At 46.5% G+C, this 16,864-nt stretch carries 17 protein-coding genes; all 17 read left to right on the top strand.

From position 1 onward, the window contains the following. Nucleotides 1-100 precede the first annotated feature (100 nt). The 17 genes from rpoB (at nt 101) to rpmC (ending at nt 16,857) form a co-directional block, all read left to right on the top strand. Nucleotides 101-3,490, top strand: coding sequence for a DNA-directed RNA polymerase subunit beta (rpoB, locus tag DSOL_RS08435; RefSeq protein WP_075364421.1), 3,390 nt, complete (start codon nt 101-103; stop codon nt 3,488-3,490). 27 nt (nt 3,491-3,517) lie between these two features. Further along, nucleotides 3,518-6,946 carry a DNA-directed RNA polymerase subunit beta' gene (rpoC, locus tag DSOL_RS08430; RefSeq protein ID WP_075364420.1) on the top strand — a complete coding sequence of 1,143 codons (3,429 nt, stop codon included), beginning with the start codon at nt 3,518-3,520 and terminating at the stop codon, nt 6,944-6,946. 71 nt (nt 6,947-7,017) lie between these two features. Then, a complete protein-coding gene (locus DSOL_RS08425) occupies nt 7,018-7,269 on the top strand; it encodes a L7Ae/L30e/S12e/Gadd45 family ribosomal protein (RefSeq protein ID WP_075364419.1) in 252 nt (83 codons plus the stop codon). Nucleotides 7,270-7,378: 109 nt separating this feature from the next. After that, nucleotides 7,379-7,798, top strand: coding sequence for a 30S ribosomal protein S12 (gene rpsL, locus DSOL_RS08420; RefSeq protein WP_075364418.1), 420 nt, complete (start codon nt 7,379-7,381; stop codon nt 7,796-7,798). Nucleotides 7,799-7,866: 68 nt separating this feature from the next. Beyond that, the gene (gene rpsG / locus DSOL_RS08415; RefSeq protein ID WP_075364417.1) at nt 7,867-8,337 is read left to right on the top strand and encodes a 30S ribosomal protein S7; all 471 of its coding nucleotides are present in this window, start codon (nt 7,867-7,869) and stop codon (nt 8,335-8,337) included. A 39-nt stretch (nt 8,338-8,376) separates the two neighbouring features. Next, nucleotides 8,377-10,455: an elongation factor G gene (fusA, locus tag DSOL_RS08410; RefSeq protein WP_075364416.1), complete on the top strand. Its 2,079-nt coding sequence runs from the start codon at nt 8,377-8,379 to the stop codon at nt 10,453-10,455. Nucleotides 10,456-10,545: 90 nt separating this feature from the next. Then, the gene (tuf, locus tag DSOL_RS08405) at nt 10,546-11,748 is read left to right on the top strand and encodes an elongation factor Tu (protein ID WP_075364415.1); all 1,203 of its coding nucleotides are present in this window, start codon (nt 10,546-10,548) and stop codon (nt 11,746-11,748) included. 232 nt (nt 11,749-11,980) lie between these two features. Then, nucleotides 11,981-12,286, top strand: a complete 306-nt coding sequence (gene rpsJ / locus DSOL_RS08400; protein WP_075364414.1) for a 30S ribosomal protein S10 — start codon at nt 11,981-11,983, stop codon at nt 12,284-12,286. A gap of 186 nt (nt 12,287-12,472) precedes the next feature. Further along, a complete protein-coding gene (rplC, locus tag DSOL_RS08395; protein WP_075364413.1) occupies nt 12,473-13,102 on the top strand; it encodes a 50S ribosomal protein L3 in 630 nt (209 codons plus the stop codon). Nucleotides 13,103-13,125: 23 nt separating this feature from the next. Beyond that, nucleotides 13,126-13,749 carry a 50S ribosomal protein L4 gene (gene rplD / locus DSOL_RS08390; RefSeq protein ID WP_075364412.1) on the top strand — a complete coding sequence of 208 codons (624 nt, stop codon included), beginning with the start codon at nt 13,126-13,128 and terminating at the stop codon, nt 13,747-13,749. After that, nucleotides 13,749-14,036, top strand: a complete 288-nt coding sequence (locus DSOL_RS08385; RefSeq protein WP_075364411.1) for a 50S ribosomal protein L23 — start codon at nt 13,749-13,751, stop codon at nt 14,034-14,036. Before rplD ends, DSOL_RS08385 begins: the two co-directional genes overlap by 1 nt. Nucleotides 14,037-14,069: 33 nt before the next feature. Then, on the top strand, nt 14,070-14,897 hold the full coding sequence (gene rplB / locus DSOL_RS08380) for a 50S ribosomal protein L2 (protein ID WP_075364410.1): 828 nt from the start codon (nt 14,070-14,072) through the stop codon (nt 14,895-14,897). An 18-nt stretch (nt 14,898-14,915) separates the two neighbouring features. Next, nucleotides 14,916-15,197, top strand: a complete 282-nt coding sequence (rpsS, locus tag DSOL_RS08375; protein ID WP_075364409.1) for a 30S ribosomal protein S19 — start codon at nt 14,916-14,918, stop codon at nt 15,195-15,197. A gap of 21 nt (nt 15,198-15,218) precedes the next feature. Continuing rightward, nucleotides 15,219-15,560, top strand: coding sequence for a 50S ribosomal protein L22 (rplV, locus tag DSOL_RS08370; protein WP_075364408.1), 342 nt, complete (start codon nt 15,219-15,221; stop codon nt 15,558-15,560). A gap of 3 nt (nt 15,561-15,563) precedes the next feature. Further along, a complete protein-coding gene (rpsC, locus tag DSOL_RS08365; protein ID WP_075364407.1) occupies nt 15,564-16,226 on the top strand; it encodes a 30S ribosomal protein S3 in 663 nt (220 codons plus the stop codon). Continuing rightward, nucleotides 16,227-16,664, top strand: coding sequence for a 50S ribosomal protein L16 (gene rplP / locus DSOL_RS08360; RefSeq protein ID WP_075364406.1), 438 nt, complete (start codon nt 16,227-16,229; stop codon nt 16,662-16,664). Then, a complete protein-coding gene (rpmC, locus tag DSOL_RS08355; protein ID WP_075364405.1) occupies nt 16,654-16,857 on the top strand; it encodes a 50S ribosomal protein L29 in 204 nt (67 codons plus the stop codon). Before rplP ends, rpmC begins: the two co-directional genes overlap by 11 nt. Nucleotides 16,858-16,864 lie beyond the last annotated feature (7 nt).

Raw genomic sequence — 16,864 nt, 5'->3', positions numbered from 1 at the left:
ACAGTGAAGCGAGGTTCTATTAAAAGGCCTTGCTTTTGGCTGTATATGTCAATATATTGTACCTCAAGTAGAGGAAACCGCACTGAGGGGTGAAACGCAAATGTTCTATCCTGTAAAGGTTGGGAGACGGGAGCGCTGGAGTTACTCCAGAATCCGGGAAGTCCTCGACATGCCAAATTTGATTGAAATTCAGCAAAACTCCTATCGATGGTTTCTTGATGAAGGGTTGCGAGATATGTTTCGCGATATTTCACCGATTCAAGACTTCACAGGCAATCTTGTTCTAGAATTTATTGATTATAGCTTAGGAGAAGCTAAATATCAGGTTGAGGAGTGCAAAGAACGAGATGTAACCTTTGCAGCGCCATTGCGCGTCAAGGTACGCCTGATAAACAAGGAAACAGGCGAAGTCAAAGAGCAGGAAGTCTTTATGGGGGATTTCCCGTTGATGACTGATAAGGGGACGTTCATTATTAATGGCGCCGAACGTGTTATCGTCAGCCAACTTGTTCGCTCACCTGGGGTATATTACGCAGAACAGATTGATCCCAGTGGAAAGAAACTCTACGGTGCTACGGTTATCCCGAATCGTGGAGCTTGGTTAGAATTCGAATCAGATATCAACGATAATATCTTCGTCAGGGTTGATCGGACGCGGAAATTGCCAGGTACGGTTCTAATTCGTGCTTTGGGATATGCAAGCAACGGACAGATTTTAGAGTTGTTTAACGATAATGAATATATCCGTGCTACCTTAGAAAGAGACAATTCAGAGTCAACGGAAGAAGCTTTAGTTGAAATCTATAAAAGGCTAAGGCCAGGGGAACCTCCGACCGTTGATAGTGCGCGTTCATTGCTGGAAGCGCTTTTCTTTGATGCTAAACGCTACGATCTAGCTAAGGTCGGAAGGTATAAACTGAATAAGAAACTGGGAGACTTCCAAGACCCTGACGACATACCTCCTATGGAGGTTCGGCATTTGACTCGCGGAGATATCGTGGCTAGCGTTAAACGGATGCTTGCCCTAATGGATGGTGATGGACATAAAGATGACATCGACCATTTAGGAAATCGTCGACTGCGCTCGGTGGGAGAACTTCTCCAGAATCAATTCCGCATAGGTTTGTCGCGAATGGAACGCGTGGTTCGAGAACGGATGACCATTCAGGATGTTGAAGTGATTACCCCCCAAGTATTAATTAATATTCGACCTGTCGTAGCTGCAATCAAGGAGTTTTTTGGTAGCAGCCAGTTGTCTCAATTCATGGATCAAACAAATCCGTTGGCAGAGTTGACACATAAGCGTCGTTTGAGTGCTTTAGGACCGGGGGGCTTGAGCAGGGAGCGTGCAGGTTTTGAAGTGCGTGACGTTCACTTTTCCCACTACGGAAGGATGTGTCCGGTAGAGACTCCAGAAGGCCCGAACATTGGCTTGATTGGATCTTTAGCGACTTTTGGACGTATTAATCCTTATGGTTTCATTGAAGCTCCTTACCGTATGGCGGATAAAGAGGATGGTAGGGTTACGGATGAGATTCATTACTTAACCGCTGACGAAGAAGAAAAATATGTTGTAGCACAGGCGAATGCTCCCCTTGACGAGAACGGAAAGTTCTTAGGGGAAAAGATTGACGGACGTCACGGACCCGACTTTGTACACGTCTCTCCAAGTCAGGTCGATTACATGGACGTATCCCCAAAACAGATGGTATCCATCGCAACGGCTTTAATTCCGTTCTTAGAACACGATGATGCGAACAGGGCTTTGATGGGTTCTAACATGCAACGACAAGCTGTGCCCCTCTTGCGCACGGATTCACCTTATGTTGGAACAGGGATGGAATATAAGACGGCCAAGGACTCTGGTGTCTGCGCCATTACCAAACAGGCTGGAGTCGTAGAAAGGGCAACTGCCGACGATATAATAGTTCTTCATGACGACGGAACAACTGAGAGGCATAAGCTGCTTAAGTATCTGCGTTCTAACCAAGGAACGTGCATCAACCAAAAACCGATTGTCATGAAAGGCGAGAGAGTCGAAGCCAACCAGATAGTCGCAGATGGACCGTCGACAGATCATGGGGAGCTTGCCTTGGGACATAATGTTTTAGTGGCATTCATGACCTGGGAAGGGTATAACTACGAGGATGCTATCCTCATTAACGAAAAACTGATCCGAGAGGATTACTATACGTCCATCCACATAGAAGAGTATGAATCGGATGCCCGTGACACAAAGCTTGGTCCGGAAGAAATAACCCGTGATATTCCTAACGTTGGAGAAGATGTGTTAAAGGATCTTGATGAGCGTGGTATCATCCGAATCGGGGCGGAAGTCCGCCCTGGTGATATCTTGGTCGGCAAAGTCACTCCGAAGGGTGAGACGGAGCTTACGGCAGAAGAACGCCTGCTACGCGCTATTTTTGGAGAGAAGGCGCGTGAGGTGAGGGATACCTCCTTACGTGTGCCTCACGGCGAAGCGGGGAAAATTGTCGATGTGAAGGTGTTTACCCGAGAAAACGGGGATGAGTTATCTCCCGGGGTGAATGAACTTGTTCGTGTGTACATCGCCCAAAAACGGAAAATTTCTGTGGGAGACAAGGTGGCTGGTCGCCATGGAAATAAAGGGGTTATCTCACGCATAATGCGTCAAGAAGATATGCCTTTTATGCCTGATGGCACCCCAATTGAAATTGTTCTCAATCCATTAGGCGTTCCTTCTCGAATGAATATCGGCCAGGTTCTTGAAACTCACTTGGGATGGGCCGCAAAGTCTTTGGGTATTCGCATTGCAACTCCGGTTTTTGACGGTGCTACCGAAAATGACATTTTTGAGACTTTGGAAAAGGCTGGACTTCCAAGCGATGGGAAGACCGTGCTCTATGACGGGCGTACTGGAGACCCGTTTGACGCCAAGATCACTGTTGGATATATGTATGTGCTTAAACTTCACCATTTAGTAGACGATAAGATTCATGCTCGTTCGACGGGACCGTACTCTCTTGTGACACAGCAGCCCTTGGGTGGTAAAGCCCAATTTGGAGGACAACGTTTTGGGGAAATGGAAGTATGGGCCTTAGAAGCTTATGGCGCAGCTTATACGTTGCAAGAAATTCTTACTGTTAAATCGGACGATGTTGTGGGCCGAGTGAAGACTTACGAAGCGATTGTTAAAGGCGAGAACATTCCTGAACCGGGAATTCCGGAATCTTTTAAGGTATTGATCAAAGAAATGCAGAGCCTTGGACTTGATGTTAGAGTCTTATCAGCGGATGATCAGGAAATTGAGATTCATGATACTGACGAGGATATTACGGAAACAGCTAAAGAACTGGGCATCGATCTGCATGAAGAACTTCCGCCTCCGACGACTCGCGCCCTTACTGGTAAGGATGATGAGGAACTCATGATCGACGAAGAGGATCCGCTCGATGAATTAAATGAGGAAGTCATTGAGGAAGAAGATATAGATCTTGGCGATCTCAAATAGTCCCCCGGACGAAAGGAGCGATAAGGATTGCTAGACGTCAATAACTTCGACCGCATGCGCATTGGATTAGCTTCTCCGGATATGATTCGTGAGTGGTCGTTTGGAGAAGTCAAGAAACCTGAAACTATTAACTATAGGACCTTAAAGCCAGAACGGGAAGGTTTATTCTGTGAAAAGATTTTTGGTCCGACACGAGATTGGGAATGCCATTGCGGAAAATATAAACGTGTTCGGTATAAGGGAATTGTCTGCGACCGATGTGGAGTAGAAGTGACCCGTTCTAAAGTCCGGCGTGAGCGGATGGGACATATTGTGCTTGCTGCGCCGGTATCCCATATATGGTATTTTAAAGGAATTCCAAGCCGTATGGGCTTGCTTTTGGACATGTCTCCTCGAGCCTTGGAAAAAGTGTTGTATTTTGTCTCCTACATTGTTACAAATTCTGGCGATACGTCATTGATGAAGAAACAACTCCTAACTGAAACGGAATATCGGGAATACCGTGAGAAGTATGGGGATCGTTTTCAAGCCAGCATGGGCGCGGAAGCTGTGAAGATGTTGCTGGAGGAAATGGACTTAGACAAACTCAATGACGAACTTCGAGTCGAGCTCAAAGAAGTCTCAGGACAGCGTAAGATTCGAGCGATTCGTCGCTTAGAAGTTGTTGAGGCTTTTAAAAGCTCGGGCAACCGTCCGGAATGGATGATCATGGATGTAGTTCCTGTGATTCCGCCGGAATTGCGCCCCATGGTCCAGTTGGATGGCGGTCGCTTTGCTACTTCTGACCTTAATGACCTCTATCGACGGGTTATTAATCGTAATAACCGTTTGAAGCGTCTTTTGGATCTTGGCGCACCTGACATTATTGTGCGCAATGAGAAGCGGATGCTTCAAGAAGCGGTGGACGCATTGATTGATAACGGTCGTCGTGGACGTCCCGTGACAGGTCCAGGAAACCGTCCACTGAAATCCCTGAGTGATATGCTCAAGGGAAAACAAGGACGGTTCAGGCAGAATCTCTTGGGTAAACGAGTTGATTATTCCGGGCGTTCCGTTATTGTCGTTGGGCCAAATCTCAAACTGCATCAGTGCGGTTTGCCTAAGGAAATGGCTTTGGAACTCTTTAAACCCTTTGTGATGAAGAAACTAGTCAATGAGGGGCATGCTCATAATATCAAAAGTGCCAAGCGGATGGTTGAGCGGGTTCGTCCTGAAGTATGGGATGTTCTCGAGGAAGTGATCACGGATCACCCAGTACTACTTAATCGGGCCCCAACCCTCCACCGTCTGGGAATCCAGGCATTTGAGCCAATTTTAGTGGAAGGTCGCGCTTTGCAGATCCATCCGTTAGTGTGTACCGCTTATAATGCTGACTTTGATGGAGACCAAATGGCAGTGCACGTGCCTTTATCTGCGGAGGCTCAGTCTGAAGCGAGATTATTGATGTTGGCATCTCACAATATTCTAAACCCCAAAGACGGGCGGCCAGTTCAAACCCCAACTCAGGATATGGTTTTGGGATCGTATTATTTAACCATGGATCGGCCAGGTGCTTTTGGAGAAGGCAAGATATTCAAAGATTATGATGAAGCTGTTTTGGCTTATGATTCTAAAGAAGTTCACTTGCAGGCCAGTATTAAAGTTCGCCGTAACGGCGTACTTTTGGAGACGACCGTTGGGCGGTTAATTTTCAATTCCGTTATCCCTCCCGAAATTGGCTATTTCAATGAAGTTGTTGGTAAAAAGGGCCTTGGTGATATTGTGGCTAAAACGTATCGCACTTCAGGCTATGAAGCGACAGCGGAGTTGTTAGACGGCCTAAAGAGTCAAGGGTTTAAATTCTCGACACGGGCAGGAATGACCGTCGGTCTGACGGACATTACGGTTCCGGAGGAGAAAACCCAGATCCTTACCGATGCGGACGCAGCGGTTGCTAAAACTGAGCAACAATTTAGACGGGGTTTGATTACGGATGAAGAGCGTTACAACCTTGTCATTGAAACTTGGGCTAAAGCAACTAAGACAGTGACCCAGGCTTTGATGGATTCCCTTAATCAGTTTAACCCGGTATACATGATGGCGACGTCGGGTGCCCGGGGTAATATTCAACAACTGAGGCAATTGGCGGGAATGCGGGGACTTATGGCAGACCCATCCGGACGTACTATCGAGTTGCCAATTAAGGCGAATTTCCGAGAAGGCCTCACCGTTTTGGAATACTTTATCTCCTCGCACGGCGCGAGAAAGGGTCTGGCTGATACTGCCTTGAGAACAGCTGACTCAGGTTATCTGACACGTCGCTTGGTGGATGTTTCGCAGGATGTGATTGTTCGGGAAGAAGACTGCGGAACCATGCATGGCATTATGGTGGAAGATATTAAAGACGGCCCTGAAATCATTGAACCTTTGGAAGATCGTCTTGTCGGACGATTTGTGCTGGAAGAGTTACGTCATCCGGAGACAGGAGAACTCCTTGCTTCCCCGGATTATGAGATAACAGAGGAACAGGCGATCAGTATTGCTAACGTTTTTGATACAGCAATCATTCGTTCAGTTCTTACCTGTACATCACGCTTTGGGGTTTGTAAGAAGTGCTACGGTCGAAATTTAGCGACTGGTCGTCCTGTAGAAATGGGTGAGGCAGTCGGGATTATTGCTGCTCAGTCTATTGGAGAACCTGGTACACAGCTGACCATGCGCACATTCCACACGGGTGGTGTTGCAGGGGATGATATAACCCAAGGTTTACCACGGGTAGAAGAGCTTTTTGAAGCCCGCAAACCAAAAGGCCAAGCCATTATCTCAGAGGCGATCGGGAAAGTTTCCATTAGTGAAGTTAAAGGACGCAGAGAAGTAGATCTTCTGACTGAAAATGACGAACATATCATTTATAGTATTCCCTACGGGTCACGTCTCAGCGTTAAAGAAGGTCAGGTTGTCGAAGCGGGTGACGTGTTGACTGAAGGAAGCATAAATCCGCATGATATGTTAAAAGTCAAAGGCCAGCGTGGGGTTCAGGTCTATCTTTTAGGGGAAGTACAACGGGTATACCGCCTTCAAGGGGTAGATATCAACGACAAACACATCGAAGTCATGGTTCGTCAGATGTTACGTAAAGTAAAAATTGATGATGCCGGCGACACAACTTTGCTTCCAGGCGGTTTGATTGACGTCTTTGATTTTCAAGATGAGAATACACGAGCTATTGCCGGTGGTGGGGAACCCGCCGTTGCACACCCTGTGTTGCTAGGGATTACTAAAGCTTCACTGGCGACAGATTCCTTCCTCTCAGCGGCTTCTTTCCAAGAGACCACTCGCGTGCTTACAGAGGCGGCCATAAAAGGAAAAGTCGATCCGTTGCTAGGATTGAAGGAAAATGTGATCATCGGTAAATTAATTCCCGCAGGAACAGGCATGTCTAGGTATCGAACTATCAAAACCTTGGAAACAAAATAAGCTAAGATTATTGACACACTAGAACTCAAATGCTAAACTACAATAGTGTGATTAGGGAGGAAAGCATTTTGATGCTTGATGAAACCTTCAAACATGCCAAACAGAAAACAGTTGGGCTGAAGCAAACTCAGCGTGCCATGGAAAAGGGGCTTGTACGATGCGTGTATATGGCCAAAGATGCCGAAGCGCACGTCCTTCGTCCTATTCTAGAATGGTGCAATAACCATCAAGTTGAGCGAATTGAAGTCCCAACGATGAAGGAACTTGGTAAGGCTTGTGGGATCGAAGTAGGTACTGCGGTAGCAGCCATCTTGGAAGATTAGCGTCCCGCTAGAACATGTCGAACACATAGTGCAGGTTTTGGAATTGCTTGTCAAATGCTGCGGCAAGCAATTCCTTGTATATTGATTTGATTAGAAAGGAGGTGGAGACATGCCGACGATTAACCAACTTATTCGTAAAGGACGTGCCTCAGCCGAAAAAAAATCGACAGCTCCAGCTTTGCAGTGGGGTTATAACTCTCTTAAACGTAAGCAATATCCTTCAGGAGGATCCTCACAAAAACGTGGAGTTTGCATAAGGGTTTACACGACAACTCCTAAAAAACCTAACTCCGCACTTCGGAAAGTCGCTCGTGTTCGTTTAAGTAATTCTCTTGAAGTCACAGCTTATATCCCGGGAATCGGACACAATTTACAAGAACACTCCGTGGTTCTTATCCGTGGTGGTCGTATTAAAGACCTCCCTGGCGTACGTTATCACGTAATCCGTGGCGCTTTGGACACAACTGCTGTACAAAAACGCTCGCAAGGACGCTCTAAATATGGAGCTAAACGTCCTAAAAAGGTTTAACAAACGAAGAAGTTAGATAGACTGTGAAATAATGGCTTTTTTAAATTTGGCAAAAAGGAGGGAAACTAATGCCACGTAAAGGATATATTGGGAAACGCGAGGTTCTGCCTGATCCACTTTACAAGAACCAAACTGTAACAAAGTTTATTAATCAAATTATGTTAGATGGTAAAAAGGGAACGGCAGAGGCAATTTGTTATAACGCATTTAATATGATTCAGGAAAAAGTGGGTAAAGATCCCATTGAAGTTTTTGGCACTGCGTTGAAAAACGTCATGCCGGTCTTAGAGGTAAAAGCACGCCGTGTTGGGGGCGCTAATTATCAAGTTCCTATCGAAGTACGTGCAGATCGCCGTACAACACTTGCTCTTCGTTGGCTCGTTGCGCAGGCCCGTAAGCGCGGCGAAAAAACAATGCAAGAAAAGATTGCTGGAGAGTTACTTGATGCCTCTAACAATACAGGTGGTTCTGTCAAGAAGAAGGAAGATATGCATAAAATGGCTGAGGCCAATAAGGCTTTTGCGCATTACAAATGGTAGTTTGAGGCACACTTATTTTGACAGAAAGGGGGATTCTATGTGACTAGGCAATTTTCACTTGAGAATACGCGTAATATTGGGATCATGGCACACATTGACGCGGGGAAAACGACAACTACTGAACGGATACTCTTTTACACAGGACGTGTGCATAAAATTGGAGAAGTTCATGATGGCGCGGCGACAATGGACTGGATGGTCCAAGAGCAAGAACGCGGTATCACGATTACATCTGCTGCGACGACCTGCCAATGGAGAAATAACCGTATTAACATCATTGACACACCAGGGCACGTGGACTTCACGGTTGAAGTTGAACGCTCTCTGCGAGTGCTTGATGGTGCGGTAGCGGTGTTCTGTTCAGTCGGCGGAGTCGAACCTCAATCCGAGACTGTTTGGCGTCAGGCGGATAAATACAATGTTCCACGGGTCGCTTTTATTAATAAAATGGACCGAATGGGCGCGGATTTCTTCCGCGGTGTTTCCATGATTGCTGACCGGTTAGGCGCCAATCCTGTTCCCATCCAGTTGCCGATTGGAATAGAAGACGGCTTCAAAGGGATTGTGGATTTGGTGACTATGACTGCTACTGTGTATACCGATGACTTGGGTACGACTGAAGAGCATAACGCGATCCCTGAAGAATTGGTCGAGTTGGCCAATGAGTATCGCGATAAATTGGTTGAAGCAGTCTCCGAAACTAGTGAAGAACTCATGATGAAGTATCTTGAAGGGGAAGAGCTTACGGAACAAGAAATTCGCGCTGGCATACGCCGCGGAGTTATTGGGAACAAGTTCATTCCAGTTCTTTGCGGGTCGGCATTCAAAAACAAAGGTGTACAACCGTTACTGGATGCAGTAGTTGACTACATGCCTTCTCCTTTAGACGTGCCCCCTATTAAAGGGGTACATCCGGATACCGGAGAAGAAGATCACAGACCGGCTTCTGACAGCGCGGCTTTCTCTGCGTTGGCTTTCAAGATCATGGCCGACCCATTCGTGGGGAAACTAGCGTTTTTCAGGGTTTACTCGGGTGTCTTGGGTGCTGGATCTTATGTCTATAACTCAACAAAAGGTAAGCGCGAGCGCGTTGGCAGGATACTGCAAATGCACGCTAACCATCGTGAAGATATCCAAGAGGTTCGCTCGGGGGATATTGCTGCAGCAGTTGGTTTAAAAGACACGACAACAGGAGATACCTTATGTGATGAGAAGACACCGATTATCCTAGAAAAAATGGTGTTCCCTGAGCCGGTAATTGACGTAGCGATCGAGCCTAAGACGAAAGCTGACCAGGAAAAAATGGGCGGTGCTCTGGCTCGTCTTGCGGAAGAAGATCCAACCTTTAAAATGCATACGGATACAGAAACAGGACAAACAATTATTGCTGGAATGGGGGAACTCCATCTAGAGATAATTGTTGACCGCTTACAGCGGGAGTTTAAAGTTCAGTGTGACGTAGGTCGTCCGCAGGTTGCGTATAAAGAGACAATTCGGCGCACTGTTAAAGCCGAAGGAAAATTTGTTCGTCAATCCGGTGGACGTGGGCAATATGGACATTGTTGGATTGAACTTGAGCCACTTGAACCAGGCAGCGGTTTCGAATTTGTCAACAAAGTCGTCGGGGGAGTTATTCCTAGGGAATATATTAACCCAATCGGTGCTGGTATTGAGGAAGCATTACAAAATGGTATCCTTGCTGGATATCCGGTCCTTGATATTCGTGCTACTGTCTATGACGGTTCCTATCATGATGTCGACTCTTCAGAAATGGCCTTTAAGATTGCTGGGTCGATGGCCTTTAAAGCAGGTGCCTTAAAAGCGGATCCTGCAATTATTGAGCCTGTTATGAAAGTTGAAGTGACTGTCCCTGAGGAATATATGGGGGATGTCATTGGAGACATCAGCTCACGACGCGGACGAATTGAGGGAATGGAAGCGCGTGGTAATACCCAGGTTGTGCGCGGATTCGTTCCACTCTCCGAAATGTTCGGCTATTCGACCGATTTACGTTCAGCCACACAAGGTCGTGGGGTGTATGTGATGCAGTTTGACCACTATGAAGAGGTGCCTAAAGGGATTGCAGATGGCATTATTGCCAAGCGCCAAGGGGCATAGGCGAAGTTCGAGGTGCGAAATTCGAAGCTCGAACTTCGGCATCTCACTAAATTATCGAGTTACTAATTATTTTAAAGGAGTGAAAGAAAAATGGGAAAAGCGAAATACGAACGGACAAAACCACACGTTAACGTCGGGACCATTGGTCACGTTGACCATGGTAAAACTACTACAACAGCGGCCATTACCGTTGTTCTCTCCAAACATGGTGGCGCAGTAGCCACAGCATTTGACCAAATCGATAAAGCTCCAGAAGAGCGCGAACGTGGTATTACCATTTCAACTGCCCATGTTGAGTATGAGACGGATGCCCGCCACTATGCCCACGTGGATTGCCCAGGCCACGCCGACTATGTTAAAAACATGATCACTGGTGCGGCACAAATGGACGGCGCTATTCTCTGCGTCTCTGCTGCAGACGGCCCTATGCCTCAAACTCGTGAGCACATCCTCTTGGCTCGCCAAGTTGGTGTTCCGAGCATTGTTGTTTGGCTCAACAAATCAGATATGGTTGACGATCCCGAACTTATGGAGTTAGTCGAAATGGAAATTCGTGAACTCTTAAGCTCCTACGAATATGATGGCGATAATATTCCTATCATTCCTGGCTCGGGTCTCAAAGCCCTCCAATGTGGCTGTGGAAAACGCGAATGTGAATGGTGTGGCAAGATCTGGAATCTAATGGATGCAGTTGACAGCTACATTCCGACGCCAGAGCGTGATACCGACAAGCCATTTTTGATGCCTGTTGAGGACGTCTTTACAATTACTGGACGAGGTACTGTCGCTACAGGCCGTGTTGAGCGGGGAAGAGTTAAAGTTGGGGACGAAGTTGAAATCGTCGGCTTGAGCACTACTTCACGCAAAACTGTTGTTACTGGGGTAGAAATGTTCCGTAAACTCTTAGATCAAGCTCAAGCTGGAGACAACATTGGTGCTCTCCTTCGTGGGGTTGAGCGTAAAGACATTGAGCGTGGCCAAGTTTTAGCAAAGACAGGATCCATTAAACCTCACACGAAATTCTCGGGAGAGGTTTATATCCTGAATAAAGAAGAGGGTGGACGTCACACTCCTTTCTTTCATAACTATCGCCCTCAATTTTACTTCCGAACAACCGATGTAACAGGTGTCATCACTCTTCCAGAGGGTACTGAAATGGTCATGCCTGGTGACCGCGTAACGATTGAGGTTGAGTTAATCACTCCAATCGCCATGGAAGAAGGACTTCGCTTCGCTATTCGTGAGGGTGGTCGTACTGTGGGTTCAGGTATCGTTGCTAAGGTTATCGGTTAATTTTTTAAATGATTTAAATGGAATTGCTAGAGAGGAAGAGGACTCTTCCTCTCTAAGTAGTAGTAAAGGTTGGATAAAGGCGTGCTGGATTATTGAGTGCTAAACTCATCCGGCCTCCGGTATCTGATTTCTGGAATGGCGTAAAAGGTTGCTGGGCAGGTCACTCCCCTTGAACCAGGGAATTTTTACGCTTGAAACCCGTATAACGGGAATTATGAGGAGGTAGTTACGTATGAGCCAAAAGATTAGGATACGGCTTAAAGCATTTGATCACAAAACTCTTGACCAATCAGCAGAGCGTATCGTTGAAACTGCAAAGCGGACCGGGGCACAGGTTAGTGGACCGATTCCTCTACCGACTGAGAAAAGCATCTACACTATTTTGCGCTCTCCTCATGTCAACAAGGATTCTCGTGAACAGTTTGAGTTGAGAACTCATAAACGTTTAATTGATATTCTAGAGCCTACCTCCAAGACAGTCGATTCGCTCATGCGACTAGACTTGCCTGCTGGGGTGGACATCGAGATCAAGCTATAATTATATTAGATCAAAATATCAGTAGCTAAAGTATCTATTCTATGATATACTATCGTTATGTTTGTTGCGAGGAACGCCCGGTAGTGTGGAGTAGCTCCGGAACGGATCGCGACAATAAAAAATAAAGGGACGCTCTCGTGCACCAGTTTAACTGGCGCACTTCAAAGCGTTTAGGAGGTGGCATTCGTGTCAAAAGGAATTTTAGGTAAAAAAATTGGTATGACTCAGATTTTCACACCAGAAGGCCAAGTAATTCCGGTCACTGTTGTCGAAGCGGGTCCATGCCCGGTGGTACAGAAGAAAACTGTTGCTACAGACGGTTACAACGCTATTCAGATTGGCTTCTCAATGCTGCGCGAAGGCTTAAGCAACAAGCCGAGAAAAGGACATTTCCAAAAGGCATCACTCAAGCCGATGCGGTATGTTCGTGAGTTTAAAGTTAATGATGTTGACTCTTACGAAATCGGACAAGAAGTAATGGTGGACTTATTCACGGTCGGTGACAAGGTTGACGTGGTGGGCACTTCTAAGGGGAAGGGCTTTGCAGGAATGATTAAGCGCAATGGCGCTAGTCGTGGACCCATGGCACATGGTTCTAAGTATCATCGTCGTTCAGGTTCCCTTGGCGCGAAAGGCCCGGCTCGTGTGTTTAAAGGTCGTGCGCTGCCAGGACGTATGGGTGGCGACCGTGTAACAGTACAAAATCTGGAAGTTATCCGGGTTGATATTGATAAAAACTTGATCTTGATTAAAGGGGCTGTCCCAGGAGCTAAAAAGTCATTGCTCGTTCTGAAGCCTTCTGTCAAGGCGAAGTAACACTGAGAAAGGAGGAATAAGCAATGCCGAAAGTTCAACTATTTAATATGCAAGGCGCTTCGGTTGGAGAAATCGAACTTAGCGAAAGCGTATTTGGAATTACTCCGAATACTTACGTGCTTCATTCAGCGGTAGTTTCCCAACTTGCTAGTACAAGGCGAGGAACACAATCTGCCTTGTTGCGTGGTGAAGTGCGCGGAGGGGGACGCAAACCATGGCGTCAAAAAGGAACGGGCCGTGCGCGTTCTGGAAGTAGTCGTTCTCCAGTGTGGAGAGGCGGCGGTGTTGTTTTCGCACCCAAACCTCGCAAATACGGCTTTAAATTACCTAAAAAGGTTCGCCGATTGGCTTTGCACTCGGCACTCTCTTCGAAGGTTATGGAGCAACAGTTGATTGTCCTTGATACCTTGAGCTTGGGTGAAGCAAAAACCCGAGAAATGGTGAAGGTTCTCAAAGCTCTTCAAATTAGCAAGAAGGCTATGATCGTAATGGATGATCTGGACGAAGTAGTAGTTCGTTCTGCTCGCAACCTCGAGGGCGTTAAGGCAACAGATGTTGCAGGAATGAATATTGTTGACTTACTTCAACATGATGTTCTTGTGATGACTAAAGCAGCAGTAACAAAAACAGAGGAGGTGTTAGCGTAATGCGCGACGCACGTGATGTCCTCAAAAGTCCGGTGATCTCAGAGAAGTCCGTAGGACTTGTTGAAGAGAACAAGTACTCCTTCTGGGTGAATCCTGCAGCGAACAAAATTGAAATTATAGCTGCAGTTGAGAAGATGTTCAAAGTATCAGTAGTCGAAATCCGTACCATGAATGTTAAAGGCAAAATGAAGCGGGTTGGCAAATATGCTGGAAAAACTACGAACCGCAAAAAAGCGATTGCTACGCTAAAAGCTGGAGATAAGATTGAAAACTTCGCGGGCCTATAAGCAGCTTGAAGCAAAGGAGGAAAATGAAATTCTATGGCATTAAAAACATTTAAACCCACCTCGCCAAGTCGTCGTAATATGACCGTATCGACATTCGAAGAAATTACTAGAACGGAACCAGAACGATCTTTGCTGAAACCGTTGCCTAAAAAGGCTGGTCGTAATAATGACGGACGTTTAAGCGTGCGGCATAAAGGCGGCGGACATAAGCGGATGTTTCGTGTTATCGACTTTAAGCGGAATAAGGATGGAATTCCTGCCCGGGTAGCGAGCATCGAATATGACCCCAATCGGTCTGCTAATATTGCCCTGTTGTACTATCAAGATGGCCTGAAGACTTATATTATCGCGCCGCACGGCTTACAAGTGGATCAAATGGTTGTTTCTGGGCCGGACGCAGACATTAAGGTCGGAAACACGTTGCCACTGCAAAATATCCCTGTTGGTACTTTGCTCCACAACATTGAGATGAAGCCGGGCAAGGGAGCTCAGATGGTTCGCTCAGCTGGAGGATCTGCACAACTGATGGCGAAAGAAGGTTCTTATGCGACCTTGAGACTTCCGTCAGGAGAAATGCGCATGATTCGGATTGAGTGTCGTGCCACGATTGGACAGATCGGAAATCTAGACCATGAAAATATTAACGTTGGTAAAGCTGGACGATCACGTTGGCTGGGTATTCGCCCAACAGTACGGGGCTCAGTTATGAATCCTTGCGATCACCCACATGGTGGTGGTGAAGGACGTAACTCTATCGGTCGTAATCCATGCACTCCTTGGGGAAAACCAGCACTAGGGGCAAAAACTCGGAAAAAGAAAAATACGTCGAATCGCTTTATTGTGAAACGGCGCAGTAAGTAGTCGAAAGGAGGCTCATAAATGAGCAGATCTCTAAAAAAAGGACCTTTCGTCGAAACTCGTTTACTCGAACGTGTCGAAGCAATGAACGAATCAGGTGAAAAACGAGTCATTAAGACGTGGTCCAGACGCTCAACAATTTTCCCGCAAATGGTTGGACTCACCATTGCGGTTCACGATGGACGAAAACATGTACCTGTTTATGTTACAGAAGATATGGTTGGACACAAACTTGGCGAGTTTTCGCCTACTCGCACTTATAAGGGCCATGCTGGCAGCGAAAAATCCAGCGGCTTACGTTAATCGAGAGGAGGCAAAAGGCACATGCAAGCAAAAGCAGTGGCAAAATATGTACGTATCTCTCCTCGTAAGGTGCGGCAGGTTGTTAATTTGATCCGTGGCAAAAAGGTCAGTGACGCGTTCGCTATTCTTCAGTTTACTCCTAACGGATCCACCGATGATGTGACAAAGGTGCTGAAGTCTGCAGTCGCAAATGCAGGACACAACTATGATATGGATGTTGATGATCTGATTATTACTGAAATTTGTGTGGATCAAGGACCGACTTTAAAACGCATTAAGCCTCGCGCCATGGGACGTGCAGACCAAATCCGGAAACGGACGAGTCACATTACTGTGGTAGTAGGCGAGAAGAAGGAGGGCTAAACTGTGGGTCAAAAGGTTAATCCCAAAGGCCTCCGCATCGGAATTATCCGGGACTGGGAAAGCCGATGGTATGCAGACAAGAACTACATGGAACTTCTTCATGAGGATTTGAAGATCCGTGCATTTGTAAAAAACAAACTCAAGCAGGCAGGATGTCCTAAAGTTGAGATTGAACGGGCTGCTAGTCGAGTTAAAGTATCGGTTCATGCTGCGAAACCTGGTATTGTTATCGGGCGTGGTGGTGCCGAAGTTGAAAACCTACGTAAACAACTTGAAGCAATAACTAGCAAACAAGTAGCGGTAAACATCGTTGAAATTAAGAAGCCTGACCTGGATGCCCAACTGGTTTCAGAAAATATTGCGCAACAATTGGAGAAACGTGTCTCTTTCCGTCGGGCCATGAAGCAAACTGTTGGCCGAACAATGAGACAGGGCGCACTGGGCATTAAGATTCAATGTAGCGGTCGTTTGGCTGGAGCCGAAATTGCCCGAACCGAATGGTATCATGAAGGGAAAGTGCCCCTACACACTCTACGTGCCGATGTTGACTACGGCTTTGCCGAAGCTAATACCACGTACGGTAAAATTGGTGTCAAGGTTTGGATTTATAAAGGTGAGGTTCTTCCCGCCAAGAAGGTCATCGCTCAGGTGGAAGGAGGAATTTAAATGCTAGTCCCAACCAGAGTGAAACATCGTAAACAACATCGGGGTCGCATGCACGGTAAAGCCACACGAGGGAACACGATTACGTTTGGTGAATATGGCCTTGTGGCTATGGAATGTGGCTGGATTACGAACCGTCAGATAGAAGCCGCTCGTATTGCAATGACCCGTTATATAAAACGTGGTGGTCAAGTCTGGATTAAAATTTTCCCGGATAAGCCTGTAACGGCTAAACCGGCTGAAACTCGTATGGGTAGCGGTAAAGGCTCACCAGAATATTGGGTTGCAGTTGTGAAACCCAATCGTGTCATGTTTGAACTTGACGGTGTGCCGGAAGAGCAAGCTCGTGAGGCTCTCCGCCTTGCTATGCACAAGCTCCCGATCAAGTGTAAGATCGTTTCCCGAGCAGAACTAGTAGGAGGTGACGCAAATGAAAACTAAAGATTTCCGTGACATGACGAATGACGAAGTATTAAAGGAAATTGACGAGTTTAAAACGGAACTGTTTAATTTGCGTTTCCAATTAGCTACGGGACAACTTGATAATCCGATGCGAATTAGGGAAGTTCGCAAAGGGATTGCCCGCGGCAAGACGATTCTTCGTGAGCGTGAGTTAAATATTGAACGTGCCTAAGGAAGGA

Origin of the sequence: Desulfosporosinus metallidurans (assembly GCF_001936615.1) — a bacterium.
Lineage (GTDB): Bacteria > Bacillota > Desulfitobacteriia > Desulfitobacteriales > Desulfitobacteriaceae > Desulfosporosinus > Desulfosporosinus metallidurans.
The sequence above is the reverse complement of the archived record's forward strand: the minus strand, read 5'-3'. Positions and strand labels throughout refer to the sequence as shown.

Excerpts from the sequence above, each read along its gene's own strand:
- rpoB (WP_075364421.1), top strand. The coding sequence starts at position 101 with ATGTTCTATCCTGTAAAGGTTGGGAGACGGGAGCGCTGGAGTTACTCC.
- DSOL_RS08425 (WP_075364419.1), top strand. The coding sequence starts at position 7,018 with ATGCTTGATGAAACCTTCAAACATGCCAAACAGAAAACAGTTGGGCTG.
- rpsL (WP_075364418.1), top strand. The coding sequence starts at position 7,379 with ATGCCGACGATTAACCAACTTATTCGTAAAGGACGTGCCTCAGCCGAA.
- rpsG (WP_075364417.1), top strand. The coding sequence starts at position 7,867 with ATGCCACGTAAAGGATATATTGGGAAACGCGAGGTTCTGCCTGATCCA.
- tuf (WP_075364415.1), top strand. The coding sequence starts at position 10,546 with ATGGGAAAAGCGAAATACGAACGGACAAAACCACACGTTAACGTCGGG.
- rpsJ (WP_075364414.1), top strand. The coding sequence starts at position 11,981 with ATGAGCCAAAAGATTAGGATACGGCTTAAAGCATTTGATCACAAAACT.
- rplD (WP_075364412.1), top strand. The coding sequence starts at position 13,126 with ATGCCGAAAGTTCAACTATTTAATATGCAAGGCGCTTCGGTTGGAGAA.
- DSOL_RS08385 (WP_075364411.1), top strand. The coding sequence starts at position 13,749 with ATGCGCGACGCACGTGATGTCCTCAAAAGTCCGGTGATCTCAGAGAAG.
- rplB (WP_075364410.1), top strand. The coding sequence starts at position 14,070 with ATGGCATTAAAAACATTTAAACCCACCTCGCCAAGTCGTCGTAATATG.
- rpsS (WP_075364409.1), top strand. The coding sequence starts at position 14,916 with ATGAGCAGATCTCTAAAAAAAGGACCTTTCGTCGAAACTCGTTTACTC.
- rplV (WP_075364408.1), top strand. The coding sequence starts at position 15,219 with ATGCAAGCAAAAGCAGTGGCAAAATATGTACGTATCTCTCCTCGTAAG.
- rplP (WP_075364406.1), top strand. The coding sequence starts at position 16,227 with ATGCTAGTCCCAACCAGAGTGAAACATCGTAAACAACATCGGGGTCGC.
- rpmC (WP_075364405.1), top strand. The coding sequence starts at position 16,654 with ATGAAAACTAAAGATTTCCGTGACATGACGAATGACGAAGTATTAAAG.